Source organism: Paenarthrobacter sp. PAE-2 (assembly GCF_026013155.1).
GTDB classification, from domain to species: domain Bacteria; phylum Actinomycetota; class Actinomycetes; order Actinomycetales; family Micrococcaceae; genus Arthrobacter; species Arthrobacter ureafaciens.
In genome coordinates this window covers 15,828-34,842 of the sequence record NZ_JAPDNV010000029.1, presented here as the reverse complement: position 1 = coordinate 34,842, position 19,015 = coordinate 15,828, and the positions used below count along the sequence as shown (strand labels likewise).

19 protein-coding genes are annotated in these 19,015 nt (G+C 60.9%); 9 read left to right on the top strand and 10 right to left on the bottom strand.

Translation table 11 applies throughout. The features are described from left to right. Positions 1-770 precede the first annotated feature (770 nt). From OCL88_RS15885 to OCL88_RS15865, 5 genes are all read left to right on the top strand, one after another. Positions 771-2,111, top strand: a complete 1,341-nt coding sequence (locus tag OCL88_RS15885; protein ID WP_236593384.1) for an MFS transporter — start codon at positions 771-773, stop codon at positions 2,109-2,111. Positions 2,112-2,211: 100 nt separating this feature from the next. Then, a complete protein-coding gene (locus tag OCL88_RS15880) occupies positions 2,212-2,901 on the top strand; it encodes a GntR family transcriptional regulator (RefSeq protein WP_193592566.1) in 690 nt (229 codons plus the stop codon). After that, a complete protein-coding gene (locus tag OCL88_RS15875; protein WP_264963121.1) occupies positions 2,898-3,707 on the top strand; it encodes an aspartate/glutamate racemase family protein in 810 nt (269 codons plus the stop codon). The genes OCL88_RS15880 and OCL88_RS15875 overlap by 4 nt, the downstream gene beginning before the upstream one ends. A gap of 26 nt (positions 3,708-3,733) precedes the next feature. Continuing rightward, positions 3,734-5,155 carry an amidohydrolase family protein gene (locus tag OCL88_RS15870; protein ID WP_264963120.1) on the top strand — a complete coding sequence of 474 codons (1,422 nt, stop codon included), beginning with the start codon at positions 3,734-3,736 and terminating at the stop codon, positions 5,153-5,155. Positions 5,156-5,164: 9 nt separating this feature from the next. Continuing rightward, a complete protein-coding gene (locus OCL88_RS15865) occupies positions 5,165-5,893 on the top strand; it encodes an aspartate/glutamate racemase family protein (protein WP_264963119.1) in 729 nt (242 codons plus the stop codon). Positions 5,894-6,001: 108 nt separating this feature from the next. Here OCL88_RS15865 and OCL88_RS15860 read toward each other — a convergent pair whose 3' ends face one another. After that, positions 6,002-6,346 (bottom strand): hypothetical protein, encoded by a 345-nt coding sequence (locus OCL88_RS15860; RefSeq protein ID WP_264963118.1) that lies wholly within the window; start codon positions 6,344-6,346, stop codon positions 6,002-6,004. 288 nt (positions 6,347-6,634) lie between these two features. On the opposite strand from OCL88_RS15860, the gene OCL88_RS15855 reads away from it, so the two are divergent. Continuing rightward, positions 6,635-7,861 carry a hypothetical protein gene (locus OCL88_RS15855; RefSeq protein WP_264963117.1) on the top strand — a complete coding sequence of 409 codons (1,227 nt, stop codon included), beginning with the start codon at positions 6,635-6,637 and terminating at the stop codon, positions 7,859-7,861. 181 nt (positions 7,862-8,042) lie between these two features. On the opposite strand, the gene OCL88_RS15850 is transcribed toward OCL88_RS15855, so the two are convergent. Beyond that, complete coding sequence (locus OCL88_RS15850; RefSeq protein WP_264963116.1) at positions 8,043-9,209, bottom strand: protein kinase family protein; 1,167 nt, start codon at positions 9,207-9,209, stop codon at positions 8,043-8,045. 245 nt (positions 9,210-9,454) lie between these two features. On the opposite strand from OCL88_RS15850, the gene OCL88_RS15845 reads away from it, so the two are divergent. Both OCL88_RS15845 and OCL88_RS15840 read left to right on the top strand, forming a co-directional pair. Continuing rightward, positions 9,455-10,573 (top strand): hypothetical protein, encoded by a 1,119-nt coding sequence (locus OCL88_RS15845; protein WP_264963115.1) that lies wholly within the window; start codon positions 9,455-9,457, stop codon positions 10,571-10,573. Positions 10,574-10,798: 225 nt separating this feature from the next. Then, complete coding sequence (locus tag OCL88_RS15840) at positions 10,799-11,284, top strand: SRPBCC family protein (RefSeq protein ID WP_264963114.1); 486 nt, start codon at positions 10,799-10,801, stop codon at positions 11,282-11,284. 129 nt (positions 11,285-11,413) lie between these two features. Here the strand turns inward: OCL88_RS15840 and OCL88_RS15835 are convergent, their stop codons facing one another. Beyond that, entirely contained in the window at positions 11,414-11,908 is a 495-nt protein-coding gene (locus OCL88_RS15835; RefSeq protein WP_264963113.1) for a hypothetical protein, read from the bottom strand. Between the two features lie 213 nt (positions 11,909-12,121). Between OCL88_RS15835 and OCL88_RS15830 the strand changes: the two genes are divergently transcribed. Continuing rightward, entirely contained in the window at positions 12,122-12,508 is a 387-nt protein-coding gene (locus OCL88_RS15830) for a 2-phosphosulfolactate phosphatase (protein ID WP_264963112.1), read from the top strand. Between the two features lie 528 nt (positions 12,509-13,036). On the opposite strand, the gene OCL88_RS15825 is transcribed toward OCL88_RS15830, so the two are convergent. The 7 genes from OCL88_RS15825 to OCL88_RS15795 form a co-directional block, all read right to left on the bottom strand. Beyond that, the gene (locus OCL88_RS15825; RefSeq protein WP_264963111.1) at positions 13,037-13,255 is read right to left on the bottom strand and encodes a hypothetical protein; all 219 of its coding nucleotides are present in this window, start codon (positions 13,253-13,255) and stop codon (positions 13,037-13,039) included. A gap of 113 nt (positions 13,256-13,368) precedes the next feature. Then, positions 13,369-13,872: a hypothetical protein gene (locus OCL88_RS15820; protein ID WP_264963110.1), complete on the bottom strand. Its 504-nt coding sequence runs from the start codon at positions 13,870-13,872 to the stop codon at positions 13,369-13,371. A 300-nt stretch (positions 13,873-14,172) separates the two neighbouring features. Then, entirely contained in the window at positions 14,173-15,342 is a 1,170-nt protein-coding gene (locus OCL88_RS15815) for a hypothetical protein (RefSeq protein ID WP_264963109.1), read from the bottom strand. A 415-nt stretch (positions 15,343-15,757) separates the two neighbouring features. Further along, positions 15,758-16,105 (bottom strand): hypothetical protein, encoded by a 348-nt coding sequence (locus OCL88_RS15810; RefSeq protein WP_264963108.1) that lies wholly within the window; start codon positions 16,103-16,105, stop codon positions 15,758-15,760. Positions 16,106-16,137: 32 nt separating this feature from the next. Next, complete coding sequence (locus OCL88_RS15805) at positions 16,138-17,511, bottom strand: NAD(P)(+) transhydrogenase (Re/Si-specific) subunit beta (RefSeq protein WP_264963107.1); 1,374 nt, start codon at positions 17,509-17,511, stop codon at positions 16,138-16,140. Next, positions 17,508-17,837 (bottom strand): NAD(P) transhydrogenase subunit alpha, encoded by a 330-nt coding sequence (locus tag OCL88_RS15800; protein ID WP_179012981.1) that lies wholly within the window; start codon positions 17,835-17,837, stop codon positions 17,508-17,510. Before OCL88_RS15800 ends, OCL88_RS15805 begins: the two co-directional genes overlap by 4 nt. Then, entirely contained in the window at positions 17,837-18,997 is a 1,161-nt protein-coding gene (locus OCL88_RS15795) for a Re/Si-specific NAD(P)(+) transhydrogenase subunit alpha (protein WP_264963106.1), read from the bottom strand. The genes OCL88_RS15800 and OCL88_RS15795 overlap by 1 nt, the downstream gene beginning before the upstream one ends. Between the last annotated feature and the right edge of the window lie 18 nt (positions 18,998-19,015).

The following is a 19,015-nucleotide window of genomic DNA, read 5'->3' as shown; positions in this document are numbered from 1 at the left end:
CATGCCAAAAACCCTGGCCACAGCCATCTTTGACAGGCTCCCGCGCCACACCCACGCCTGCCAAACCAGCGGCGACGTTGGAGCGGCGCCTTTCTCGTAGACCGCACCGCCAAGCAGCAACCCTGACGCGGCCCAAATCCGCGCACGAGAACGATGAGCCCAAACGGCCCGCTGACCCCGTCAGCCGTCACCATGCTGGCTCGATTCGCAGATTGGGCCCGACGCCGCCGAGGCGCAAACTCAGAACTACAAGAACACAGAGCCTAAAGCCGATGCACAAGACGAGGAAAATACCAGCCAAGCCAGCATGGCCCACAAGTGACTGAACTGGTGGAGATTCTGGCATACAGCCCGGCCGCACACTTCATCCCTTCAAGTGAGCGGTATCCCAAGCGACTGCGATCGCATTGCCGCAGTATCTACTTATAATCCGGTGAATCCACCAAGGTTCGCCGGGTTTTCGCATGTCGGAAGCGGAGCGGCAGCGATTGATAACCACTGAGCCATCCACCGAAAAAAACCGTCGGTCACAATTCGTCGGAAGACTAGGTATACCAAACCCCTTGACAGTGGCCCCCGCCACACCTAACTTTGATTTTGGGATCCCAAAACGGGATCCCAAAAGATCCACCACCGGCTGCGGGCACGTTCCACCGAAGAGCAGGCACCGCAACAGTTGCCGCCGGTAAGGGTCACGCCGCAGCGATATCCCGCACCGGCTCACCCCAAAGACATTCCCCATCCCGTCGACTCCTACTGAAGGAGAAGCTGTGTCTACCGAAAACGCCCAACTGGCAACCCAGGACACCGACCAAAAGCCCGGCAAGGACGGCGTGCAGCGACGCACGAACGTCCGCTGGAAGCTCTTTATCCTCTTGTTGGTCCTGGTTGCGGTCAATTACATCGACCGTGGTTCCATCTCCGTAGCCCTCCCCATCATCCAAAAAGAATTCAACCTCGCCCCTGAACTCGTGGGCCTGCTGCTGTCAGCGTTCTTCTGGACGTACGCCCTCATGCAAATCCCCGTGGGCTGGCTGATTGACAGGTTCGGCCCCCGCAAAGTTGTCACCGCATCATGCGTCGGCTGGGGTGCTGCCACGGCCGCATCCGGCCTTGCCGGCGGATTCCTCAGCATGTTCATCGCCCGTTTGGGTATTGGCGTCACCGAGGCGGGCGTCATGCCTGCCGGGGGCAAGCTCAATGCCATCTGGATGCACAGGAAAGAACGTGGCCGCGGCGCCACCATCCTCGACGCCGGCGCTCCCCTGGGTGCCGGTCTGGGCGGCATCCTCATCACCTGGCTGATTGCGTCCACCGGAAGCTGGCGGATGGCATTCATCATCGCCGGTGCTGCCACCATCCTCATGGGCCTGGCCGTCTGGTGGTACATCCGTGACAACCCCCGCCAGCACAAGGGCGTGAACGATGCCGAAGCCAGCTACATCGAGGAATCCCACGCCGAGGAAGACGCCGAGGCCGCCCGTGAAGGGGCACAGGGCAAGCGCGCCCTCCTGCCTTACCTGAAGTTCCGTTCCTTCTGGGCCATGTGCTTCGGCTGGCTCGGCTTCAACGGAGTGTTCTACGGCCTGCTGACGTGGGGTCCGCTGTACCTGGCACAGGCAAAGGGCTTTGACCTGAAGACCATCGGCTGGTCCACGTTCGTGATCTTCGGCGCCGGCTTCGTCGGCGAGATCCTCGGCGGCGCCATTGCGGACAAGTGGCGGGCCTCCGGCGCTTCGGCCAACAAAGTCATGCGCACCCTGCTGGGTATCTCCAGCCTCGTCGTAGTCGGCGGCCTGGTTGGCGTGACGATCGTCCCGGACCCGATCACCGCCGTCGTCCTCCTCTCCGCAGTCCTGTTCTTCCTCCGCTGGGTAGGCCTCTTCTGGTCCATCCCGTCCATCCTTGGCGGCCGTACCAACGCCGGTGTGCTGGGTGGAGCGATGAACTTCAGCGGCAACATTGCCGGGTTCGTCACGCCGATTGTGGTAGGCCTGATTGTCGGGGCCACCGGCTCCTACACCTGGGCACTGCTGTACTTCGTTGGATCCGCTGTGGTCATGGGCATCTCCGTCCTGGCCCTCGATTACAACAAGCGGCTCCCGGTCTGACTCGCACTCACCGGGCCGGCCGGAGGGTCCTGAACCACCCAATGGCCGGGCACCGCCGGGACCGGGCGCATTGCCTTACACATCACGAAATGGAGCTCACATGCTGACCGCAGAAGACACGAACAACACGGACCGCCCCCTCCGGGAATCCGTGCGTGACACGCTCCGTTCCAGGATTTTCGAAGGGCATTATGCGCCCGGTACCCGGCTGGTGGAGCGGGACCTAGCTGCCGAGTTCAACGTTTCCCGGCTCCCCATCCGCGAGGCGCTCCGGATGCTCCGTCAAGAAGGCCTGATCCGCGACCGTGCTGGGCGCGGTTCGGAGGTCAGCGGCTTGAGCGCCAAGGACGTGGAAGACCTCTTCGACGTCCGGCAGTCACTCGAAGTCCTCGCCTGCCGGCTGGCCGCCAAGCGCGCCACCGCAGAAGACCTCCGCCACCTCGAGAGCCTCCTCGACCAAGCCGAAAAGTTCCTCGCGAAAGGCTCCATCCTGGAAGCCCACCGCGCCAACAGCGAATTCCACGATGCCATCACCCGCATCGCCAACAACGACTTTCTCCGCTCCGCACTGGAACCCCTCCAAGGCCGCATGCACTGGCTGTTCCGCCACGTCAGCGACCTGCCCGAACTCATCCGCGAGCACCGCGAACTCTACGCAGCCATCGCCAGCGGCGACCCTGACCGCGCGGCCCACCAGTCGGCGTCGCACGTCAGCAAGTACCGCGACCAGTTCCCGGAGGAAACCGGCGCGGGCGTGCCCGAACCCAGAAAACTAAGAAAGAAACCATGAAACTCTTGGTCATCAACCCCAACATCAGCGACGACGTCACGGCGCTCATCGAGGCAGAAGCCCTGCGTTCAGCCGGCGAGGGTACCAAGCTGGTAGTCCGGACCGCCGGGCACGGCGTCGAGTACATCGAGACGCGCTTTGAATCCCTGATTGCCGCCGGCGCGGTTGCAGAGCTGATTGCCGAATACACGCACGACGACGGCACTTCAGCTTCGGACGCAGGCGCAGGTTCCGCCATTGACGGCGTCGTCGTGGCCGCGTTCGGCGATCCCGGCATGCCGGCCCTGAAGGAACTGGTGGACATCCCCGTCATCGGGATCACGGAAGCGGCCCTGTGCGCCGCAGCCCTGCAAGGCCAGCGCTTCTCCATCATCGCTATCTCCGACCGCATCCAGGCCTGGTACCGCGACTGCGTGGAACGCTTCGGTTTCGGCGGCCGCCTCGCGTCCATCCGTTCCATCAACCAATCCCTCAATTCCATCGGCTCGGTCCAGGCAGACTTCAAAGAAACTTTGCTGGCACTGAGCCGGCAGGCCGTCGCCGAGGACGGAGCCGACGTCGTGATCCTCGCCGGCGCCCCGCTCGCCGGGCTGGCCCGCGACCTGGAAGGCCAAATCCCCGTCCCGGTGGTAGACGGCATCTCGGCAGGCATCCGCATGGCCGAGGCCGTGATCTCACTCAAGTCCGGCACCCACCGGGGTGGCTCCTTCGCGGCTCCACCTGTCAAAGCGCGCCGCGGCCTCTCCCCTCACCTCGACGCCGCCATGACCGCCGCGCAAGCAGCGCACCTCTCGGCCACGTCCTAAGAACCCTTCAGAACAGGAGGACGAAGATGTCCCAACTCCCAGACCTCGTGATCGCCAACGGCACGGTGGTGAACAGTTTCGGGCGGCAGTCCGCCCACGTCATCGTCGACGGCGGAAAAGTCACCGCGCTGCTCGACGCCACGGAACCCGTACCCGCAGCGGCCCGTACCGTGGATGCTGCAGGCATGCTGGTGATTCCCGGCGGCGTGGACGGTCACTGCCATGTTGCACAGGTCACCGGCCGTTTCCGGACGCTGGACGACTACGCCACCACCTCCACCGCAGCACTGTGGGGCGGAACCACCACCATCATCGATTTCGGCATCCCCCGCGACGCCCAGGAAACACCACTGGAGGCAGTGCTCAACAAGAAACGCCTCGCTCAGGAGTCCCGCTGCGACGTTGCCCTGCACGGCTCAGTGATCGCCTGGGACGAGACCGTACCCTGGCAGCTCGAACAACTCGCCGCCGAGGGCGTCCGGTCAGTGAAGATGTACACCACCAACCGCGGCACCACCATGGCTGACAACGACACCATCCTGAAGGTCATGCGGGAAATGGTGCGCCTGGACGGTCTCACCTACATCCACGCTGAACACGATGCCATCATTGCGGATTGCACCGAGCAGCACGCCTCCGATGGCCTGATCGGAATCGAACACCTGCACCGCACGCGGCCCGAACTCGCCGAGGAAGTCTCCGTCAAGGAAACACTGGCCATGGCCGAATACACCGGAGCCCCCGTCTACTTCGTCCACCAGTCCACGCCCGGCGCAGTGGACCTGGTGACCGCCGCCCGCGAGCGCGGCCAGGAGGCCTACTCGGAGACGTGCCCGCACTACGTCACACTGGATGAGAGCGTGTACGGATCCACGTTCCCCGAGTGGTACGCCTGCTGCCCGCCGATGCGCAACGCCGAAACCGTTGCTGCCCTGAAGGAACGCCTCGCCTCCGGTGCCATCCATACGGTCTCCTCGGACCACTCCTGCTACGACCTCTCCCAAAAACGCGAGCGCACGGACGATATCCGTTTCATGCCTCACGGCTTGCCCGGCGTCGAGACCCGGATGCCCGTTGCCTTCACGGCCATGGTCACCGAGTCAGGCGGCTCCGTGGAGGACTTCGTGGAGGTCTTCTCCGCCGGCCCCGCGCGCATCAACGCGCTCCCTCGAAAAGGCGCCATCGTTGAAGGCTTCGACGCCGACCTGGTGATCTTCGATCCCGCCGCACAGCGAACCGTCGACGGCGGAGCGCTGCACATGGGGACCGACTTCTCGCCTTTCGAGGGGAAGACGCTGAACGGCTGGCCCGCCGTCGTGGTTTCTGCCGGTCGCGTGGTCCTGGACGCCGCCGGCTTCCACGACCCCGGAGCCGCGGGCCGCTTCATCGCCCGCAACGGCTTCACCGAACACCGTTCCCTTTCTGCACCTGTTTCCGCTTCCGCCTAGGAGACCCCCATGCCTTCACTTGACCGCCCCACCCGCATCGGCATGATTGTGCCGTCCTCCAACACGTGCCTGGAACCCCAGACCTACCGGATTCTCGGCGACCGCCGGGACGTGACCATCCATTCCACCCGGATCCCTGTTACCCGCATTGCGCTGGATGATTCCTCGGACAAGCAGTTCGATTCGTCCGTGATGAGGGCTGCCGCCGAATTGCTGGCCACGGCGAACGTTGATGTCATCGCTTGGAACGGGACGTCGGGATCGTGGCTCGGCGCCGCGCATGACCACGCCATGGTCCGGGAGATCACCGAAGCCACCGGCATCCCGGCCACGACCTCGACGCTGGCCTACCTCTCCGCGTTTTCCGAATTCGGGACCGAGCGGATCGGGCTGTTCACGCCCTACACCCCGGATGTAAATGATGCAGTCATCGCTTCCTACGCCCGCGAGGGGATCAAGACCATCGACCACCGACACCTGGACCTGAGCGACAACGAATCGTTCGCACGGGTGACGGACGACGAGATGCTGCCGGGTTCGCTTGAGCTCGCAGCATCCCATCCTGATGCGTTGGTGTACCTCTGCACCAACCTGTACGGCGCCAACATCACGGCGGAGGTGGAGGCACGCACCGGAGTACCCGTTCTCGATTCCGTGGCGGTTACCCTCTGGCACGCTTTGAAGCTGGCCGGGGCGCCGCTCCTGGACCCCAAGTGGGGGAAGATGCTGGCGGGCTGACGCCCTCGGGGGCGGCGTTCCGCACGCTCATCGAGAGCACTGGCCGTTCCAGCCTGCCCGGTGAAGGATCCTTTACCGGGCAGGCTGTCTTCTATGAGGGCTTGGGTGTTAGGTCAGCCGCACCCTGAGGGCAAGGGCCACCTCATCAGCGGGACCACATATCTCGGGCGTAGACAGCTGGAATAGTGCATCCGCCAAGAAATCGCGATCCTCGGGCTTCAGTGCAATATCTTCTCGGCCCTGCAGTTCCTCAGCCCACACACAAAGATCATCTGCGCTAATCTTCCCGGCCCAAAATTCATCAAGTGCATGGCCGATATCCCGAGCAAAGGCAGTGGCGAGCTCTTCCTGCGATGGCCATTCAAAAGTCGACAATCGAGCCAAGGCCTCCTGCAACGGGCACCGCAACTGGATGAGGTCATATACTGCCTCTCGTCTTTGTACCTGCGACACTAAGTAAGTTCCTCCTTCAGTCCAGCAATCGCGGAAACTAATCCGAACTGGCTAGAAGTCTGTCACGCTATCCGACGTCTGCTTGAGGATCCCTGACCGAACGAGTTGACCGTGAGTGAACGGCGCCTCAGAAGTAGCCTTGGCTGGAGCCGTTACCGCATGTTGAAGCCACTGCAGCGACCCGAGGGCACCAGGGTACAGACCATGGTGATTCGACGGGAGTTGGTGGAAAATGCGGTCGCCACTTCCGTGGGAACGGCTCTGTTCAGGATGACAGGGGATGGATGCATGAAGGCTGTAGATGAATCCGCACGATGGCGCGTGCTCCTCTTGGCGGGCAGTGGAACTGAGCTTCTGCCCGGCCATCACTTTGCGCTTAAGGGACTGCCGTCCGAACCGGCGCCTGTGGATGTCGAACTCTGGACGCGCTTCGAGGACCAAGGACTAACGGATCTGATCCCCCGGGAACTCATTTTTCAGATCGATCTGACATCTGACGGAATCGATGAAGCGTTGGCTTATGCAGGGGCGGCGGCGAGCGGACTCGCAGCAGTCTTGTCCTCGGCCGTCAATGCTTTCGTTCCAGTACCGGAGCCATTCCTGGCCTTTCAGTCGGGGGCTGAGCTGACGACCCGGGAATTCTGGCAACGAGAAGTTGGCCTGCAGGAGGGAATTCCGAAGATCGGCAGAAGGCTCGATGAAGGGCTTCTCGGCCAGTTGCTCCAATCCTTCCTAGCCTCCCCAGAGTCGGCCCGTCTCAGCCGAGCGATCGGACAGTACCACGCTGCGCTCCAATACTGGAACACCAGGGGCCAAGCTTTCGCACTAGCCCACGCCTACATGGCTCTCGAGGCTCTTGCGCCTGCCGCCGAGCGGGCCCAACGGGAGGCGCTCGGCTTCGAGTCTCGCGAGGACCATGCGCAGCACAGAGGGATCGATGTGACGCGTTCGAACTGGATCGAGATGCTCCTAGCGAGAGTGCGACGAGACGTCATCTGCCAAGGAGATATAGACACTTACGATGCGGCACGAAGGGCAAGCGACGGACTAGAGCACGGGAGCATAGCACTGTCAGAGTACCGAGCGAATGCCAATCTCCACGCCCGAAAGCTCCTTGATTATGTTCGAGCAGGGGTACTGAACCTTCTCGTTCTTGAAGCAGAAACGCGCGCTGGGCTGTTGTCCAAGAAACTGGTCGACACAAGCCCGCTTTGGATTGAGATGAGGGGACATCTCATAGGCCAAGTGATGGACCCAGAGGGGATGGGAGAACCACCGAATTCGTTCCCCTTTATGGAATGGCGAGTGTCTCTCGATGACGTCAAACGCGTCGAAGACGACCGTTTAGAGGTAAGTCCGCGGATCGAACTGACGATGCATTTTGCGGAAGGTGTTCAGTTTGTGCCAGCCGAGCATAGGCTCGGTTTCGGACTGAATAGTGCTGCCGCCTTCAATGTTCGCTGGGGGATGCAGGACACGGCCGAGGAGAGCGAAGACCCGTCGGGACGGGACTGACACACGAAACGTGGCGTCCTGCCATCGGTTTTTGCACGGCCAGAAGCCTCGAGGCATTTTCGTCCAGTTTGAGGATCCTTTACCGGGCATTCACTCGGTTAGGGTAAGCAGGCCGCCGGCAATTTTGGCCACTAGGAGAACCAAAGGGAGAGTGTGCTCGGCCGAGGTGTCAGAGGCCAGCTCATGCCAGAAAGGTGTCTTTGTCCAGAGCGGCCACTGCATCGATTATCTCTTGAATTCCCTTGTAACGCTTCTCAGTGGTCAGGTCTGTGCATTTTCGGACAAGAGCCCCGAGGTTGGCGCCGGCCACGTATGGGGCTTCCTTTCCGGTGAAAATGAAGGAGAGGATGAATCCCACCGAGTAGATCTCGTTGCTAAGCGTGTAGTCCTTGAAGCTGGTGAGAGTTGGGTCGAGGATGGTCCCTTTCATCTCGGTCCCTGTCCGGGTGAGTAAGGAACTTTGAGTTTTGTGTAGACCAAAGTCTGAGAGCTTCACCTGGACTACTCCTGCGTCGTAGGTCTTGACGAGTACGTTCGTGTAGCTCAGGTCTCTGTGGAGGACGTTTTTGTATGCGAGATAGCTGATGCCGTAAAGGAACTGCTGTGCGATACGTTGCCGCTTGCTGAAGTCGAACTTCGGGTTGCCATTATTAATGGAGATGTATTTTCCGAGGGTGTAGTCGCAAAACTCCATGGCATAGCTGATCCTGGTTTCGTTGTACCCGTAGACCGCCAACACGTAAGGGGAGCTCAGGTCAGCTAGAACGTCATATTCAGCCCTGAACCTATCCAGCTCGTTCTGAGCCAGGTTCTTCTTCGCCACCTTCACGGCAACGGGCATCTTGTACTCAAGATCCTTGTACTTATAGACAAGCGCGTAGGAACCCTCTCCAAGGGGTTTCAGCGGATAGTCTTTGCCGGACTTTTCGATGCGAACGATGTCTGCCGCGACGGTAATAATGGCCTCGTAGTCCTCAAGAGGTATCTCTTCGAAATCTGGGGGCATGGCGCTTCCCCCACTAGGGGACAAAAAGGTACGGCAGCGTTCGAGCGCATCTTGATAGGACTTTCTCAGGCTTACCTCAACATCAATCCTCTTGAGGTTCGTCCTGAGCTGTCCCAGCTCACGCATGACCTCAAGAAGGTCCCGGCTCTGTTCGGCGTTGTAGTGCCCTCCTCGCTCCCGTTTGTGGTTCATGTAGCCAAGCAGCGAGTTGAGCTTGTCGTGGAAGTAGGCAAAGGCAGGTCGGAGTGCCTGCCTTTGATCTTGGTAATAGCGGGCGTACCGGTCATCGTACGGATAGGCAGAGTATTTGTTCTCTATGTCCTGAAAGACGTCTGCTGGCACTACCAAAGGTTTCCCCCAACGATGAGATGGCTATCTATCTATTCTCGGGCAATTGGGCCGACGCTTCCGACACTGCACTGACGGAGGGTTGATAGACAAACCGGTGGCTCTCCGGACGTGGTGCGATCAGGTAGATCAGTAAGCGTTGCGTGTGGCTCTCTAGCCCAGCTTGCGTCGTTCTCTCTTTGGCTCACGATTGTCGACCTACTATTGCTCAAGACGGCCATTGAAAGCGGGAGGTAACCGTGGGAACCATCGCGTGGAAAAATTGGCGTGCCGCCAGGGGACGGAAACAGCAGGGAGCACCGCAATACGAGGTGCTCCTGTATTCCGACGCCTCAGTAAGGGGCGGCCCACTGGTTCTCGGCCCTTACTCAATCCTGAATACCTTGGCAGATCCATCGCCCATGATGCCGGCAATGGCCATGCGCGGGGAGCACCTTGTCAAAATGCCCGACTTAGTGGATCCGCAAACGAAGGAGCTTCTCCCAACAAATTCCAAGGCTTACCACGGCGGCACTGCAGCTGACGAGATGGCAGCACTCCTCTCGTTGAGCTGCGGCGTCCGCTGCCGCGTAGGCGGCACTTCCCGCGACTGGACCATCAATGGCAACGATCCCTACGGACAGCCTGTCTTCTGGGATATGCACCCACTCCGAAGGCCAGGTTCTTCAGGACAGGAGCTCCTGCCCAGGATCACTACACGGAAGGTAGACCTAAATGGCATCCAAGACTTGCTTCTCACATTCCCAGAAATCGCGGAAAGTAAGGCAATCGCCTTAGTCCGAGCCGCCCGCATGTATTCAAACGCTTTGTGGTGGTCTAATGAGGATCCTAACTTTGCCTGGATCCAGTTCGTCGGTGCTATCGAGACCGCAGCTAACACCCGCAGGTCAGGCCTTCAGGGCGGCGCCGCAATAAAAGCCCTCGAAGAACTTGAACCCAAACTCTGGGCGGCCCTCGAAGCGGCCGATGGCTCCACGAAACAGGATGTCGCCGAGATCATGGTCCCTAACCTCAAGGCACAAAAGAAGTTCGTTAGCTTTGTCGCGGACTATAACCAAGGTCCTCCCGAAACACGACCGGCGGAATTTCAGCAACTCGATTGGCTCAAGCTGGACTCCCACATGCAGGTCATCTACGGACACAGAAGTAACGCCTTGCATGACGGAACACCGTTCCCGGCGCCGATGCTGCAGAAACCATATGGCACTTACGAGGAGGGGTGGAGCGAAAGGCCTCTTGGGATCACTGCGTCAAGCGGCGGTTCCTCGTGGGATGCCCACGAGTATCCGATGACCCTACAAACTTTCGAGGAGCTCGTTCGCGGCTGCCTCGTTGAATGGTGGAAACGTCTGTCTTAGGGTCCGTCAGTTCGGACCGGGAATTCGGCAGGGCTTTCCCCAAAGCCCAGCTAGCTGACACGATTTCCTTTAACTTGGACCCACCCTAAAGGCCGTGCCCGTAAGCCGGTGGGTCAACGGACGCCTGACCTGCCCGGTAAGGATCGTTGACCGGATTAGAGGATTCGCTCTGGAGAACCTGAGATGACCACCCACCGGCTCACTGTGACGAGATACACTCGCGCCATGAGTCCCTGGTTCAAGAAAACACCAGCAACGTCGCCCCTAGCCGAGGCGCCCGTGTATCACGTCTCGGCGTCCACCAGTATCAAGGCTTCACCCCAAATGGTCTGGGACCTCATCAAACCTGCGGAGAAAGCACCACTCCTTTCGCCGGAAACTGTCTGTGGTTTTCGTGCTCCTGACGTGGAGGGCCTCGGCGAGATCCAGGTATTTATTTCGGTGGTTGCCGGTGTTGAGCACGTGACTGCTGTGGAAGTTATGGAGGAGATTCCTGGGGAAATGGCAATTACCCGCACCATAGGGGACGAAGATCCAGCAGCCCGAATGCGCTTTACCATGCACAGCGCGGACGACGGCACATCAGTTTTGGAAATCGGGAAGTATTTCACGCTGCCGCCCGACGAATCCGAGAATCTAGCCAAGTATGAGAGGAACTACGGACTCCTGAGCCAACAGTACGTCGACCGAGTGAAGACGCTCCTCGAGTAGCCCAGTCGTCCGCTAGCGGACGGTTCTCCGGACGCTTTGCACATGCGAACGTTGGGTAGGGCTGGATGGTCTTCCGCGGCGCCCACGCATCGACTGTCAACTGGACGCGGAAACCTGGGGTACAACCGCTCAGGAATGGACAACAACGTCGACTGGACCAGTACCAGGTTGGGCCCAGGCTAATCGGCCAGCCGTCTCCATGAACTCATTGGCACCTGCCAAAGCACCTTTCAGGTGATCGCCCTTCTCCTCTATCGCAACAATGAAAGGGACTTGCTGGGTGCGCCACCGATCGAGAATATTTGGAAACAATGACACGAAGTCACCCGCGATGGGTGAGGAGTCATCAGCTCCGCGGACGAGTACTAGGTGCCCCCGCGTGTTCCCGAACCATTCAAGGTCCGAAATAAGCGATATCGCGGCGTCAAGTCCCCGTGTCGGGAAGGGGTACATGAACTTCCGAGCGAGGTATTGGCAGAGCGCTGTTTGGTCGGTGATTCCTGTTAGGTCCAGTTCAAAAACCATCATCCCGTGCAGCCGGGCATCAGCTTTAAGCTGCTCGCGGACCGAGCCGGAGACGCCCAAGTGAACGGCGAACTGTTTGCCAATCTCGTCGACTTTCATCGGTTTCCCCTTTCCACACTGATGGGTACAACTTGGAGTCTGGCACACGTAGCATGAGGCAGCCCAAGGAACCGGGACCCCGGGGCCGGAAGAGCACGGTTTCAATCCATCTCGCACCGATGTCTCGGTGAAGGATCCCTATGCGGACGGGAGGCCGTCAAGGCTCCTGGCGATGGGGAAAACGGCTCGCAGCGTCCGTGCAATCATGATCCTGTGATGAACCAGCTGCGTATTCGCGCCGAGACTACTTCGAACGGTGCAGGTGCACTCACACCTGAGGTCGACGGAATCTCACTCGTAACCCTCGTGGGCTCTTACGAAGCCACACGCGGCTACGACCCCGCAGGTGAATACGACGGTCTTGTCCCGGAACATTTCGATTTCGGCAATCTCTTGCGCTATTGCCTCGGGACCAAGGCCAACCAATGGCCAAAGCCCGGCGAAGCATGGGTGTTGGGGTGTCAATGCGGAGAAGTTGGTTGCTGGCCACTCGCAGTCAGGATAACCGTCGACAGCAGCAACGTGATTTGGTCCAACTTCGCACAGCCCCATCGATCGGGCTGGGACTACGGAACCTTCGGCCCCTTCAAATTCGACTGACGACAATACGAGAAAGCCGTAGCCGACGGAGTCGCCAGGCTGAGGGACGCAACCTAGCCTTTCTCTTAATCCGTTAGCGGATGTCTGTAAAGCAGTGGGCGGGTTGACATGAATCGAACGGCATTCGGTAAGGGTAGCTCACCACGTAACGAGGACCCAGTCCCCAGGGAGATCTCCATGGCTGAGAGCGTCCAGTGCAAGGCTACGGGCTTCTTCCGTGTCGGACCCTGAGTAGGACCACCAGGGCACCTCGAGGAGCATGCCGTCACTTTGGTAGTCCCTGATATCCAGTCCGAGAACCAGCCGACCTGAGTCGGCAAGTGCTTCAATGGCGGCTGAAGCTTGGGATATTGGCCAACTCACTTCACCGTTAGGGTCGCACCGTGCTCCACGTTGAAGGTCTTCCGTAAGGAACGAGAGGTCTTGGAAAGTCATAGCTGGATCATAGGGCCCGTTCCCATCGGCGTCCCTCTGGAGCGCCCGTTAGCCGATCCCTTACCGGACATCCCAGTTCAAAGAAGTAAGTGGCTATTTGCCGGCTCCTGCAACGCGGTTACGCGCTTGTGCGAGCAACTCGTTGTAATTTGCTTCGAAGGGCGCGACAAGAACTGACTCAAGGTCAGATTGCATGTCCCATAGGATGCGCTGCTCGGCCTCATGAGTAACAACTGGGGCCTGACTGTCGTTCAAACGACATAGCCAATCGAACAACACCAGTGCTTGATCTTCATCGAGTTCGATTTTCACTGGCTCCGACATGCCTACATCGTCCCTTTCCCGACACAACCTCGGGCCGTTAGCTTATCGCTGCGGGCCCACCGCCCGGCGTGAAGCCGGCAGAGGATCGGCCTGCACGCGGGTCATGAGGCGGCATCTGCTAGTCCGCGCCCATGTTCACGCAAAAGGGCCAAGTGATCATCTGAGATCGCCCGGATCGGTTGGTCTGGGTCCAGCGGACAGAAAAATTCGCCTGCTGAAGTTAGAGCGGCGAGAACACTTCCCGACATGCTCTCAGCCAGAAACAGATGCGGAGGGTCTGCGAATGGATAGCCCTCGCTGCTTATCCAAGCCACTCTGCAGCCGGCATCGATGACCGTTTGCAAGGTCGCGTGAACCGCTTCAGTCCATTCTGGCTCATACGGAAACTCGGAGATTTTTACGTCCCACAGCTTCACTTCCCAAGACTCGCCGTGAAGGCGAGACTCTGCCACTTCAGTTCCGGCAGGCCAGATATCGACAGGGAAGGACTTTCCAAGCCAGCGCTCGGGATCGACGAGCCCGAAAACGACGAATCCTCGCTTTTCTTCCTGCCCGTCTTCGACATTCCAGAACACGGTCATCGTCGCACGTGCAGGGATCGTCATCGAGCTAAACCCGCTTTATCGAGTTGGTTCGTTGGAAGTGCTCTGAAGATGCGCATTCCTGGATTCTCGCGTTTCTTTGGGTGTGATGACGGCTGCGTGACGTCTCGGAACCTTATCGAGGGACAATGAGACAGCTCGCCCAGTGTATTCAGGCCGGCCAGGGCGTCCGGTAAGGGATGCCTCGCCGTACGCGCGCGTCTGAGCTGCCTTACGGTCTAGCTTGCTGGACCGTGCCGGTTCTGCGTCTGAATCGCAGTTGGCCGGCTCATGGCGCCCTTAGTGGCGGCGGTATGGTGGCAGCTACCGGCTGCTGGGGTAGGCAAAAATCATAGGGTGCGGTGAGGTCATCGGGCAACCAACTGGAGGTCGGCCCTGGGAGTAGGGCCATGATTTCATCGCGGTTGAGGGGTTTGTCGCCGTAGCTGTGAAACATCGCCCGTCCGCCTCCTCGACGTTGCCCGTCAGGTGAGGCCTTACAAGTTCAGAGTAGAGGGGACCGAAATAGCTCCACCAGACGGGGTGCGCAGGAAGGCCACGCCACATGCCCCGAGTCCATTGGTTCGACGCCTCCTCGGTCTGCTTTACTTTTTCGGTGGTCACGTGGCTTCGCGTGATTTCGGCGCTTGCAAAGAAGGCCCCTAAGCGTTCTGAAAGTGCCAGGAAGAACGGTCTCAGCCTGCGCACTGTCCCTTCATGCTTACTTGCATAAGCTGACAGGCTCAGAGAGATGGCTCCCACGTGCAGTGCTGATGAATCCACATCGTCGACGAGCTTCGAGAATCCGAGGTTCTGCACAAAGGCCGAGCCAGTCGCTTGCAGCCACGGCATCTTATTGGACTGCAGCGCCTCCAGGAACGACGCGTCGTCGTCCGGGCGCTCCAAGGACCTGCGCCCCATGCTCAGTTGGTAATTTCCGGGCAGGGCCTGGGGAAGGTGCTCCCTGCACACATCGAGGTATTTCTGTCCCAGAGTGACTGGGTCCTCATCCTGGATGAAGTACCACTGCGCGGTGACATGTTTGATGGACTCCCCGGGGGACAGATGCTTGTAGTATTCCTCGTAAGCGGTGAGCGGGGGCGTCTTTGGCTCTGGCCACGTCCTGTCGGTCTGTGCATCTATGGCCACCCCGCTGACAGCCCTGGCCAGCTTTTTCGCGAAAGCCCAGGCGTGGGGGATTTCAGCTGCAGGACCGCCGCCCTCGACGCTGATGTCGTACCGGTACTTGATGCCGTGGATTACGACGCTTGCTTGGCGTTCGTCAATGTCCTCCCCAGTGTCAGGGTAAGGACCTTCGACTGTGAAACTGTAGTTCTGTTGAGTGCCACGGTGGATCAAAAAGCCCCAGGTCTGTGCATCCGAAGGCCCGCTTTCAGCGGGGTCGAAGCTAAGCCCGCGAATGTTGCTCATGCGCGTAGCGACGTCGTCGTGGCTGAGCGCCTCTGAACCGTAAACAAAGAAATCGTAGGACACCGGCTCAGCCTAGCTTGCTGCACGTGGGAGGTCTGGCTGTCCCACATCCTTGGTTTTGAACACTCTTGGTCAGACACTTCCCCCGGATCCGTATGTCGCCTACGAAGTCGGCTGCAAGGGGCGCCCGTAAGCCGGTCGTTCACCGGCCGCTCCGTCACCGCCCTTCGGCTCTCCGAGCTTCCAGGTGTTTCCGCCATTCTCGGATTCCCGTATCCCCTGCCCGATTTACTGCCCGGTGAAGGGGCCCTAAACGCTACAGTCCGAGGCTCGCACCGGAGTACCCGTTCTCGATTCCGTGGCGGTTACCCTCTGGCACGCCCTGAAGCTGGCCGGGGCTCCACTCCTGGACCCCCAAGTGGGGGAAGTTGCTGGCGGGCTGACACCCTCCACTGCGTAACATCCGGGGCGCCCGGGCTCAGTCCTTGTCGATCAGGTCCAAGAGCTTGCCCAGGGCGTCCCGGATGTCGTCGTAATCATTCTGGCCGGCACGGCTTTCGGCTGAGATGACACCGCAGCGATGGATCTTCTTGAAGTCGCCGATGGGGAACTTGTAATGCCCCTTCTGGTCGTCCGGATGGTCGTCGTCCACGCCGAGGTACCACTTGCCGTACTCAGCGAAGTCGTGCTTTTCGAGGAACGCGTTTTCTTCCTTGGTTGAGGGCGCGTGCTCGCTCCAGTCGTCCCGCTCGTCCTTGGCCATTTTGCCGTCCTTGATCAACTTCTTGGCGTGGTCCAAGGCTTTCTTGTTGAGTTTCACTGCCATCGTCCGGGCTCCTTATCAGTACGCGGTTTTGTTTACAGCGCTTTCACGGCGCCGAGCACTTTGGTCAGGGAATCCTTGGCGTCCCCGAACAGCAGGGTGGTTTGTGGCTCGTACAGGAGATCGTTCTCGATGCCCGCGAAGCCGGGCCGCATGGACCGCTTCAGGAACACCACTTGCCGGGCATCGGCGACTTCCAGGATGGGCATCCCATAGATTGGTGAGCCGGCGGTGGTCTTGGCTGCGGGATTAACCACGTCATTGGCTCCGACCACCAAGGCCACGTCCGCGGTCTTGAATTCCGAGTTTATGTCTCCCATTTCCTTCAGGGACTCGTAGGGCACATTCGCCTCCGCGAGCAGCACGTTCATGTGCCCGGGCATGCGACCGGCCACGGGATGGATCGCGAAGTCAACCTCCGTCCCGCGGGATTCCAGGGCGGAGGCAAGCTCTGCCGCCGTGTGTTGGCCCTGGGCTACGGCCAAACCGTAGCCAGGCACGATGATCACCCGTTGCGCATAGCCGAGGAGCACAGCCACGTCTTCTGCGCTGGAAGAACGCACCGGCCGTTCGCTCACGGCCGTGGACCCCGCCGTCGAGCCTCCCTTGAAAGCGCCAAACATGATGCCTGCCACGCTGCGTCCCATGGCCGCGGCCATGGCGCGGGTCAGGATGGTGCCGGATGCCCCCACCAACGTGCCCGCCACCAGGAGCAACACGTTTCCCAGGACCAGGCCGGAGGCCGCAACCGCCAGGCCGGTGAAGGCGTTCAGGAGCGAAATGACGATCGGAACATCGGCGCCGCCAACCGGAAGGACCAGCAGCACGCCCGCAACCAGCCCCAGCACCAGGAGCACCACGGCCAAGCCAATGGAACCGCCAAGGATCACCACTACGCCGACGGCTACGGCAGCCAACAACACCAGAGCCATCAACACCGGCAGGCCGGGGAACGTGACCGGCCGCGTGGTCATGAGTCCCTGCAGCTTCGCGAAGGTCACGGCCGAACCGGCAAACGACACCGCCCCCACCAACAACGTGAACACAATCGCCAAGCGCACCCACGGATCATCCGTGTGCGGCAGCTCCAGCAATGCCACCAGGGCTGCCGCGCCGCCGCCCACGCCGTTGAACAGAGCCACGAGTTGCGGCATCTGGGTCATCTGGACGCGCCGGGCAACCGGCGCTGCGATGCCGGCACCCACCACGATCGCGCCCAAAATCCACGGGATGTTGTCCAGCTTCACCGATAGGAACACCGTCACTACTGCCAGCAGGGCGCCGAAAGCGCCGATGAGGTTGCCGCGACGGGCCGTCTTGGGCGAGCTCAATCCCTTCAGCGCGAGGATGAAACAGGCAGCCGCAGCAAGGTACAGGAGGGCAGTCCAGGTGGGGTCGAGGAGCGTCATGGCCGCCGCTCCCCTGCGCTGCCGGCAGCGTCAGTGCCCGACGGCGGACGCTGCCTTCCGCGGAACATCTCCAGCATGCGGTCGGTCACCACGAAGCCGCCCACGAGGTTGGCCGTGGCGAGCACAACCGCCAGGAGGGCAACCGCCAAGACCCACGGGTCTGAAGCCTGCCCGGCCACGATGATGGCTCCCACCAGGATGATGCCGTGGATGGCGTTGGCCCCGGACATCAACGGGGTATGCAGGGTGCTGGAAACCTTGGATACCACCTCGAAACCGACGAACACCGCCAGCACGGTGATCGTCAGCAGGCTCATACCGTCCATCAACGCGCTCCTTCTGTTCCCAATGCAGCGAGGGCCTCCGCCGTTGGACCGTGCCGGATGGCGCCGTCGTGGGTCAGGCAGGTTCCGGCCACCACTTCGTCGTCGAAGTCCGGGGCCACCGATCCTTCGCGGGTCATGAGGGCCAGAAGGTTGGCCACGTTCTTGGCGTAGAGCCGCGAAGCGTCCGCCGGCATGGCTGAGGCGGCGTCCTTCATGCCTACCAGTGTGACCTCGCCCTGCCCGTCGGCGGTGGGAATGTGGATGTCCTGGCCGGGAATCACGCCCTCCACGTTGCCTCCGGACTCCGCGGCCAAGTCCACCACCACGGACCCCGGGCGCATGCCTTGGACCATCTCGCGGGTTACCAGCATGGGCGCGCGCCTCCCGGGCACCGCAGCTGTGGTGATGAGGACATCGGCTTGCGCCACGTGCGGGGCCAGCAAAGCCCTCTGTAAAGCACCCCGATCAGCGCTGAGCTCACGCGCGTAGCCGCCGGACGCCTCCGCAGTTTCGAGGTCCAGTTTGATGAACGTTCCACCCATGGAAGCCACCTCATCGGCCGAGGCGGGCCGGATGTCGTTGGCCGAGACCCGTGCTCCCAACCTCTTTGCCGTGCCAATGGCCTGCAACCCGGCCACACCCGCCCCCAACACCAGCACGCGGGCAGGCGGGATGGTCCCTGCAGCAGTCATATAGAGGGGAAAGAAGCGCGGCAAACGCATCGCAGCTTCGAGCACGCAGCGGTATCCGGCAACCAGCGCCTGGGATGTCAGTGCATCCATGGACTGGGCCCGGGAGATGCGTGGAACCAGTTCCAGGGCGAAGGAGGTGATGCCGCCGGCGGCGAGCGCGCGAACGGTAGGCAACTCCGACGACGGCGACCCCAGCCCCACGGTGACGGCGCCACGACGGAGGGCTCCCGCCGTCGTCGGGTCCATGGGACGCACGTGGCAGTAGACATCGATCGTGCTGAGGTCCAAGGAAGGAACGACGGCGGCACCCGCCGCCTGGTAGTCGGCGTCGCTGTGGCCGGAGGCGACGCCGGCATCTGACTCGATCTCGACGTCGAGTCCCAGCCCTTTCAGCTGCTTGACGGTTTCCGGGGTGGCCGCCACCCGCCGCTCGCCGTCGAGCGTTTCGCGTGCAATGCCTGCTCTCACCGCCACCCCTCTCCGGAG